Raw genomic sequence first — 9,236 nt, 5'->3', positions numbered from 1 at the left:
AGCCCCTAATGAATCTAGCTTGTCTGCATCAAATAGTATTTTAGCTTCTATTGTCCTTGGCTCATTTCCACTTCTAAATCGATGTGATGCAATACAATGCTTTATTTCTTCAATTTTGTCCTCTGCGTATTCTAAATCTCTTAAAATCTTTTCTGCAATTTCACTGCCTAAAATAGCATGATCAGTCTTTCCAGTATTATCATTGTTTTCTTTTACTCTAGCAATATCGTGTAACAGCGCTGCAGGAATAAGAACATGTAAATCAACATTTTCCTCATGTTCTGCTAATAGTAAACATAAATTATACACTCTCATTACATGGTCTAAATTATGTGCTGAACATGATAACTCTTTTTGAACAATTTCTTTTATCTTCCCATGTTTTTTATCTATTATCATGCTTACTTCCTTTCTAATGGTTATTATGGACAGAATGTTAATATAGTTCGCTTCAGTAATTTCTTGTTTCTTGCACCTTCAATAATTTCACCAACAAGCCTATTAAAACATATGGAATTTGTTTGCTATTTATATATTTAATACTTCTTCCAATTTCCTAGAAACATCCTTCTTGATCTCTTCATTGAACATAACAGGATTTCTTTTTGTTCCAAAATAACTTTCTTCTATTACTACTTCTATTCCATGATCAATCATTACTCTTTTTATTGAATCAATTGTAAATCCCATGCTGAATGTATCCGGACCTGCACATACACCAATTATAATTGCTTTTATTCCTCTTGAATCCAGTTCACTACTGAAAGTACCATTTTTATAAGTGAATAAAGGATATAGTCTGTCAAGGAACACCTTCATATATGGTGTTACATTGTAATTATAAGATGGTGAACCTAAAATCACTCCTTCTGCAACTTTTATCTTATTAATTGTTCGAGAGATTTCATCATCATAACAACACATCTTGTCTTCAGCACAATGTCCACAACCATCACAAGCATTTAATTCAATTTCACTTCATATTACTTTTTCAACCTTTCTTCCATGTCTTTCTAACTCATCCATGTAATAATTCATTAATGTTTCAGTATTTTTATGCCGTCTTGGACTACCTGATATGGCAATCCAGTTTTTGGTCATATTAGTCATAATATCCCCCCATTTAATATAAGTTCATATGAAACAGATAGATTGTCGCAAATTCATTATTGTCTACCATGACTATTAGCTCATCTGTGGATTTCTTCAACTAAAGTCTCATACTTCCGGATATTGTTCTGACTTTTACGGACATTTTTTATTGCATTTTCATTCAAGCTTTCAAACCCAATAAATAAACTTTCACATCCTAAAATAGCCATTTCATCTAATAAATCAGACATATCGACTTCTTTGCCATGAAGACAAAAGAATATATCTACTATTCTACATTGCCTTGTGGATCCCTTCTTTTATATTAAATATTTTCAAAATAAAATAGATAGGTAAATTAATTACCTAATGCCACATCCCATTTAAAAACGCCTTTTTAGTTTTCATATTCTATACCCTCCTTTACAAGTTTTTCAGTTTTTTTCTTGATCTATATATGGGAATTTTTGTTTATGGCAAATATCTATCCATAATTTCGCCAATTTCCCTATAACTAAATCAATCTACTTCATATAGATAAAAAGCAGTACGATAGTCTTCATTTCCCCTCAATAAGCTTACACGAAAAAACCTTGAAAAGGTTACACTTTTCAAGGTTAATTTTTATTTCGTACTTATATTATATGGTTCTATTATCTTGTTTTTTATAAATACTTACTTCCCTCCTTAACACTCAAGGGTTGTAATGGGTTTTGCTGTATAAAGTTTTTAACCCATTCCCTATTTGTTTTAGAATATTGTCTTAATGCCCAGCCAATTGCCTTATTGATGAAAAATTCCTCAGTTTGTGAATTATGTAAAATTGCCTTACTTAGAAATTCAGTATCCGTTTTTTCCTTGTATTTTAGTTGGAATATTATGGATACCCTATTGAGCCAAATATTCTCCGACTCAATCCATTCCAATAGGACATCTTCCTTTACCTCTGGATATTTCATAGCAATATAGCCCACTGTTTTATTTATAGCATCTACACTATCCCACCAGGATTTTGTAATCAATAGTTTCTCAATGTTTTTCATATCATCTGGTGTAAATAATTTTTTAACTTTATCCATATAATCTATAGCTAAATATTGAAACTCCCTTTCTGGCATATCATAACATTTAAAAATAAAATCCCAATCTATTTCAGTGTCCTTTCTTTTTGCCTTTAAAAACTCCTTTGATAATGCTGCCCTTTCTGGCTTTTTAAGACCAAGGAAAGGAAACTTGTTTCTCATATATTTTGCCATGGGCTTTGCTTGTTCTTCATTTTTATTATTATAAAATATAGCAAAAATATCCACCTTATCTCTCCTTCTATTTTGATAACCATCTAAACTAGATGTTACCATATTATCTTTTCTGAATTTCATCTTATACCTTTATTCTATAGCAATTGTAATCATCAATTTGCTTAAAACCAATCTGATAAGCTGCTTCTAATTCATCCTTTGCACTTTTGTCAATGAAATAAAGAACCCTTTCTACACCCTTGTCAAATATATTCCTAAGGGATTCAGATAACAAAGCTAATTCCAATCCTCCATGTTGAAATTTATTATCTACAGTTACTGCAAAAATTTCAGCTTCCTTTTTGCCTAATATTTCATAAGAACTTATTACTATAGAACCTACAATCTTGTTCTCCTTTATTATAACAAAGATATCAAATAAATTAATTTTTTCCAATAGCCTTTGACTATTCCAATACATGTCTGGGTTATAAAGGTCATGGAATTTTGAAAATTCTTGATAATAATCTGGTATTAACTTAACTACTAAATTATCCTTCAATTGATTTGTATAGATAAAGTATGTATTCTTCAATTCCATTGTATAACTAGCTTCAACTAATTCTGCCTTAATTTTTTCCATATAGTTAATCCCTTCATCATTATCTGATGAGTAACCAAAAAATAACTCATAGTCAGTATAGTTGTTTTTAATATAATCAATAAATTGTGTAGCTACATTAGAAAAATTATCTTTGGCATAAATTCCTCCATTTCCCTGCATATAAGCATCTTCTGGTTTAATGAGTAAGTTCAATACCCCACACAGATTCCCATTTTCATAGAAAGCCAAAACTTTATCATTTTCATCATTTACAGACTTTTTAAATACATCGTACATATCCTCATAGCTTTCAAATTTAGGAAAGCTGTTCTTAGCTTTATTCTTAGATAGTTCCCATGCAAATTTTACCACATCTTGTAAATTCTCTTCTCCAATTTCCTTTATCACAAACATATCCCCCTCAACTATTTGTTTTTTGAATTATGATGTGTTTTCTAAGTCCCTTAATTTACTTGAACGTAAAGCCTAATTCTAGAAAACCATATATTATTTCTCGGCAACAAATAACAAATGATTATTTAGTGCTATAAAAGATGCAAAAAGATCCGTCCCTCTTGCATATGTTATATCTCATCAGGAAATTCACCCATTCTTGATGCAATAATAATCTGCAAATAATCCTGTATCATTTCTCTAGTTACACCCATTTCCATAAGGTATGAATCTGCTAATGCTTTTCTAAGTTTTAAAAGCTTTTCTTTTTCTTTCACTTCTGCTGGTATAGGGGTATATTCAACTAGAAATACGGCTCTAGCTATATCATATAAAAAGTGTCCATGACATATATTCATAAAATCTATGATAATTGCTTGTCCGTTATGAATAAATATATTACCAGGATGAAAATCCCCATGACAAAGGGTGTTTCCATTTGGTAGTTTATCAAGCATATATAACATTTCTTCTTTTTCTTTTAAGCTTTGGACCTTTTGTATATTATTCCTTAAAAAGTCCTTGTAATTTGGTACACCATTAATTTTATTTTGGAGTATTTGTTTATGCAGTTTTGACATATATACTGCACATTCCTCTATATTGCCTGTCCTTACAAACCAATCCAACAAGGATTCACCCTTTAATTTATCGTATATTATACCTGTTTGTCTATTATACGTAATAATTTTGTAGGCTTTAGGCTTTGGAAAGTCCATATTCCATATTAATCTTGCACTTTTGAATTCTTTTTCTATGGATTCTATTGGATAATCCCGATGAAAAAGCTTAAGTACTTTATTATCTTTCCACTCATATACAGTGGCAGTATTACCTATGCCAACTATTTTCCCAAGTTTCATATGCTAACCTCCAATATATAATATCCTCATCTTCAGCTCAATTAATTCTCCGAGCAGAGTAAATATATCCCATACTCATCCTTCTACCAAATTTAGTATAATAAACACTATTTGGTTTTCCCACTTAAGTACCTCCTTATAGATTATTTTAATTATTCTAAACATATATTCCACAATTCCTGTAAAACTCCTTCTTTTTTACCAAATCTTTTAAATACTAAAAGAACATCTAATTAGATGTTCTTTTTATCAATAATCTTCTTATATATTTTAGGCTTAACTTTTCCAATTGGTTTTACATCTAGTTCAACTTCTAGATCCTCATCCCCTGTCACCAATATCCAGAACTTATTGTTTGATAACTTTATAGCTTGGATTCTATCATCGATAATATCAATATCTTTACTAGATATTTCACTGATTTGGGAAGTTCTAATATCTATCTTATCACAACCTTCTATAAAGATAATATATGCCTTTTCTATCTTTTCTTCTTGGACATGGCTTACTATTGGCTTTTCTAGAATAGAAGATAAATAATCCTTGGACCTATATAGTATATCCGTATGATTTCCCTCTAACACAATATTTTCTCCACCTAAATGTCCTAAAGTACTAAAGGTAGTTACTGTCCCATCTCCATAATTGGTCCTATAGGCTTTTATAGGTTTTCCATCTTTCCATTTGATCTTTCCTCTATTCTTTATATCCACTAAATACTCCTTATTGGTAAAAACCCCTTTTCCACCTATGATATACAACTTACCTGGATGGATGGTTTTCCTATCTAGTTCATTTAAAAATTCATTTTTCATGGACATATTTCCTATAGAAATCTCCTTTCTTATTCCAGCTTCTTCATAGAATAGATAATTACCATATCCATAACTAGGCAATAAATCTTTCACTATGGGAAAGATACCCCTTAAAGCCTCTATATGATTTATGTCTTTAAATAGATGATAATAAAGCATAAACCCCAGCTTTAGTCCATTATAGAGAATATTGTCCTCTATTTTTGAGTAGGGAAGTTTCCCTCCACTCCAGAAATAGTAGGCATTTACTGCACCTAAATTTGGGGTACCTATCATTATCAACTTATCTACTGAAGATGGGCTAAAATAGCTGATATAAGCTCTTCCTAGTAATCCACCTAAACTATGACCTATAAGTATTATCCTATCTCTTTTGGTTTTTTCTTTAATCTTTTCTATATATGGAAACAGATATTTATCTACGGCTTCTAATACTGGTTTTTTCCAATCGTAATAGGATATGAATAGATCTACATCTTCCTCATATCCCATAGCGTTTAGTATTTCAATAAAAGGTCTATAGATTCTTTCGGCAAATCCAAAGGAAAAATCTCCAGTTCCCTTTATCACATCATCACCTAGTGAACCAAAAAGTCCTGGTATAAAAACAATAGGATAATCCATCGTATATTCCTCCTTATTGCTTTTATACCAGGATATTCGATTACTTATGAATTGCCCATATCAACATCACTTTCTAGTTTGTTTTCACGGGTGGTAAGGAAGGCTACGATTATTAGTGAAAACAGGTTTCCTGTAAATATATTGATTACACCAGCTATTACCCCAATTATAATATACAAAAATGAGTTCATACCTTTTTTAATATAAACGGTAAAATACAATATTAAGGCGTATATTGTTCCAGCAATTGAGCCAGCTCTTACCGATGCCTCAAAAGCATTTGTAGGATTAATTACTCCTACTAGACCTCCTACTAAAAAGCCAATTAATAGTCCTAACAATAAATAGGCTATATAAAAAGCAATTGCTTCCTTCCAGTTTCTTTTCATACCAAAATTACTTAGATTTTTAAACATTTCATCCTCCTTTAATAATTAATATTTTCCAGTTTTGATAATTATTACCCTTATACTTATATAACTAATCACATATTTCCTTAATTTTTAAATAAACATCTCCCCCTTTTATTAAAAATCCCTCCTCTACTAGTCTATGATAGGATTTGAAAATATGTACTTTGGATTCAGAATCAAGTTAAAAAAGCACCTGACTTAGTACTGTCAGATGCTTTTTATGGTTGGCTATTCCATTATGAGTTTTTGATTGCGGCCTGGGCTGCGGCAAGTCGAGCTACTGGGACTAGATAAGGGGAACAGGATACATAGTCAATGCCTATCTTATCGCAGAATACTATAGAGTCTGGATCTCCTGCGTGCTCTCCACATATGCCAATATGGAGTTTAGGGTTCGTCTTTCTTCCTAGTTTCACTGCCATATCCATTAACTTCCCTACTCCCTTAGTATCTATACTTTCAAAGGGGCTTACATTGAAAACACCTTGTTTGATATAGCTCTTTAAATACATATCTGCATCATCCCTGGAAAATCCAAAGGTCATCTGGGTTAAATCGTTAGTCCCAAAGGAAAAGAAATCTGCATATTTGGCAATGTCATCTGCTAGAAGTGCAGCCCTAGGTATTTCTATCATAGTGCCTACTTCATAATGTAGATTACTTCTTTCTTCTTGGATAATCCTATCTGCTACTTGGGTAATATTTTCCCTTATGGTTTTTATCTCTTCTTCTATTCCTACTAAGGGAAGCATTATTTGAGGGGTTATGGAAATATTTAGTTCTCTTTCTACTTCTATGGCAGCGGTGATTATAGCTCTAGTCTGCATTTGATATATTTCTGGATTTGTCATACCCAATCTACAACCTCTATGGCCAAGCATTGGATTATATTCTTTAAGGCTATTTACTATATATTTTATATCTTTAAATTCCATGTCCATCTTTTCAGCTAGGGCTTTTATATCCTTTTCATTGCTAGGTAGGAATTCATGGAGAGGTAAATCCAATAGTCGAATTATTATGGATCTATCATCCATGTCTTTAAATAGATGATAAAAATCTTCCTTCTGGAACTCAAACAGGATATCTAAAACCTGTTGGATTTTTTCTTCATCTCCTTCTATAACCAATCTTCTAACGTAATCTATCCTATCTTCCCCAAAGAACATATGCTCAGTTCTACAAAGGCCTATGCCTTCTGCACCAAATTTTAGGGCTTTGGTTAAATCTTCTGATTTATCTACATTTGTCCAAATCTCCAATCTTCTAAATTCATCTGCCCACTTTAATAATTCCTTAAAATTCCCTATTATCTCTGCTTCTTTAGTTTTTACCTTACCTTCATATACTTTTCCCGTATTTCCATCTAGAGAGATATAATCTCCTTCCCTATACTCTTTTCCATCTATAGTAAATATCTTTTCTTTTTCATCCACATCTATATCCTTGCAGCCAGATACACAGCTTTTTCCCATCTGCCTTGCTACCACTGCTGCATGGGAGGTCATGCCCCCTTTAGCTGTTAAAAAGCCTTTGGCTTTAAACATACCGTTTATATCTTCAGCAGAGGTTTCACTTCTCACCAGTATAGCTTCTTCGCCCTTTTCTGCAGCTTCCACTACGTCTTCAGAAGTAAAATATATCTTTCCAAATACTGCCCCTGGGGAAGCAGCTAAACCTTCTGCTATTTCCTTTGCCTTCTTTAATTCATCTTCGTCAAAGGTAGGATGTAATAACTGTTTCACACTTAAAGGCTCCACTCTCATTAAAGCTGTCTTTTTGTCTATTAATCCTTCTTCTACCATATCTACTGCAATATTTACAGCAGCCATGCCTGTCCTTTTACCATCCCTAGTTTGGAGCATATATAGTTTTCCCTTTTCTATGGTAAACTCTACATCTTGCATTTCCTTGTAGTGTTCTTCAAGCTTTTCTGCTATCTTTTTCAACTCATCATAGTTTTCTGGAAATACATCTTGTAATTCATCAATATTTTGAGGAGTTCTTATTCCTGCTACCACATCTTCTCCTTGGGCATTTACCAAAAATTCACCATACATATGGTTGTCCCCTGTAGCTGGATTTCTAGTAAACATTACCCCTGTAGCAGAGTCCTGTCCCATATTGCCAAATACCATAGTTTGAACATTTACTGCAGTTCCCATATCATGGGGTATATTATTTATGTTCCTATAGGCTATGGCTCTATCATTGTGCCATGATTTAAATACTGCACTTATAGACATTAGCAACTGTATTTTTGGATCCTGGGGAAATGGTTCACCAATTATTTCTTGGTATAGCTTTTTGTATTCTTCTACCACTGCTTTTAGATCATCAGAATCCAGCTCTAAATCGTTTTCATAACCCTTTTTATCCTTTATTTCATCTAAAATTTCTTCAAACTTCCCTATTGGTATACCCATGACCACATCTCCAAACATCTGTATAAGTCGCCTATAGCTATCATAGGCTGTTCGTTCGTTGGATATGGTTTTAGCAAATGTTTTTACCGTTTCATCATTTAATCCTATATTCAATACGGTATCCATCATGCCTGGCATGGATATTGGTGCTCCTGATCTTACCGATAGCAATAATGGGTTTTTATCATCTCCTAATCTTTTACCTACCTTTTTTTCAAGTTTTGATAGATTATCTAGTATTTCCTCCTCTAGATCTTTGTCTATTTTTTCACCTTTTTCATAAAATCTTTCACATACCTGTGTTGTAACGGTAAAGCCTAGGGGTACTGGCAATCCAATATTGGTCATCTCCGCCAAATTAGCCCCTTTACCTCCTAATAGATTTTTCATATTCTTGTTGCCTTCATGGAATTGATAAACATACCTGGTCATAAAATGTCCCTCCTAGGATATAATTAACCCGGGCATATTGATTGTTAAATAAAAATTATCAGTTGGCAATAGTGGGATTGGTACTGAATTCCTTGTTTGTGGTACTATTTGAAAGGATAATTAGATTTGACAGGTTTGTATTGTTGAAGGATTTCTATAAGATATATTATTATATTTTGTAAGTTTAATATCTTTTAAAATGGATTAATATATATATTATATCACAGATTTAACAAAGTTGAACTCCATTGAGTAAACTTTAAGATAGTTCCTTTA

Annotated in this window: 10 protein-coding genes; all 10 read right to left on the bottom strand. The window is 32.3% G+C overall.

Features of this window, described 5'->3' with window-relative positions; translation table 11 throughout:
• Positions 1–399: HD domain-containing protein (locus C3E88_RS04135; protein WP_236908898.1), on the bottom strand; the 399-nt coding region annotated here is incomplete at its 3' end.
• 129 nt (positions 400–528) lie between these two features.
• The gene (locus C3E88_RS04130; protein ID WP_336513059.1) at positions 529–972 is read right to left on the bottom strand and encodes a flavodoxin family protein; all 444 of its coding nucleotides are present in this window, start codon (positions 970–972) and stop codon (positions 529–531) included.
• 6 nt (positions 973–978) lie between these two features.
• On the bottom strand, positions 979–1,110 hold the full coding sequence (locus C3E88_RS04125) for an NAD(P)H-dependent oxidoreductase (RefSeq protein ID WP_236908896.1): 132 nt from the start codon (positions 1,108–1,110) through the stop codon (positions 979–981).
• Positions 1,111–1,190: 80 nt separating this feature from the next.
• Positions 1,191–1,343, bottom strand: coding sequence for a hypothetical protein (locus C3E88_RS04120; RefSeq protein WP_236908895.1), 153 nt, complete (start codon positions 1,341–1,343; stop codon positions 1,191–1,193).
• 414 nt (positions 1,344–1,757) lie between these two features.
• Positions 1,758–2,471 carry a DNA alkylation repair protein gene (locus C3E88_RS04115; RefSeq protein ID WP_236908894.1) on the bottom strand — a complete coding sequence of 238 codons (714 nt, stop codon included), beginning with the start codon at positions 2,469–2,471 and terminating at the stop codon, positions 1,758–1,760.
• Position 2,472: 1 nt separating this feature from the next.
• On the bottom strand, positions 2,473–3,342 hold the full coding sequence (locus C3E88_RS04110) for a GNAT family N-acetyltransferase (RefSeq protein WP_236908893.1): 870 nt from the start codon (positions 3,340–3,342) through the stop codon (positions 2,473–2,475).
• A 176-nt stretch (positions 3,343–3,518) separates the two neighbouring features.
• Entirely contained in the window at positions 3,519–4,250 is a 732-nt protein-coding gene (locus tag C3E88_RS04105) for a phosphotransferase (RefSeq protein ID WP_236908892.1), read from the bottom strand.
• Between the two features lie 233 nt (positions 4,251–4,483).
• Entirely contained in the window at positions 4,484–5,689 is a 1,206-nt protein-coding gene (locus C3E88_RS04100; RefSeq protein ID WP_236908891.1) for an esterase/lipase family protein, read from the bottom strand.
• Positions 5,690–5,733: 44 nt separating this feature from the next.
• On the bottom strand, positions 5,734–6,105 hold the full coding sequence (locus C3E88_RS04095; protein WP_236908890.1) for a hypothetical protein: 372 nt from the start codon (positions 6,103–6,105) through the stop codon (positions 5,734–5,736).
• A 233-nt stretch (positions 6,106–6,338) separates the two neighbouring features.
• The gene (gene ppdK, locus C3E88_RS04090) at positions 6,339–8,960 is read right to left on the bottom strand and encodes a pyruvate, phosphate dikinase (protein WP_236908889.1); all 2,622 of its coding nucleotides are present in this window, start codon (positions 8,958–8,960) and stop codon (positions 6,339–6,341) included.
• Positions 8,961–9,236 lie beyond the last annotated feature (276 nt).

Source organism: Clostridium sp. Cult3 (genome assembly GCF_021655115.1).
In the GTDB taxonomy this organism is placed as follows: domain Bacteria; phylum Bacillota; class Clostridia; order Tissierellales; family Tepidimicrobiaceae; genus PPXY01.
The sequence above is the reverse complement of the archived record's forward strand: the minus strand, read 5'-3'. Positions and strand labels throughout refer to the sequence as shown.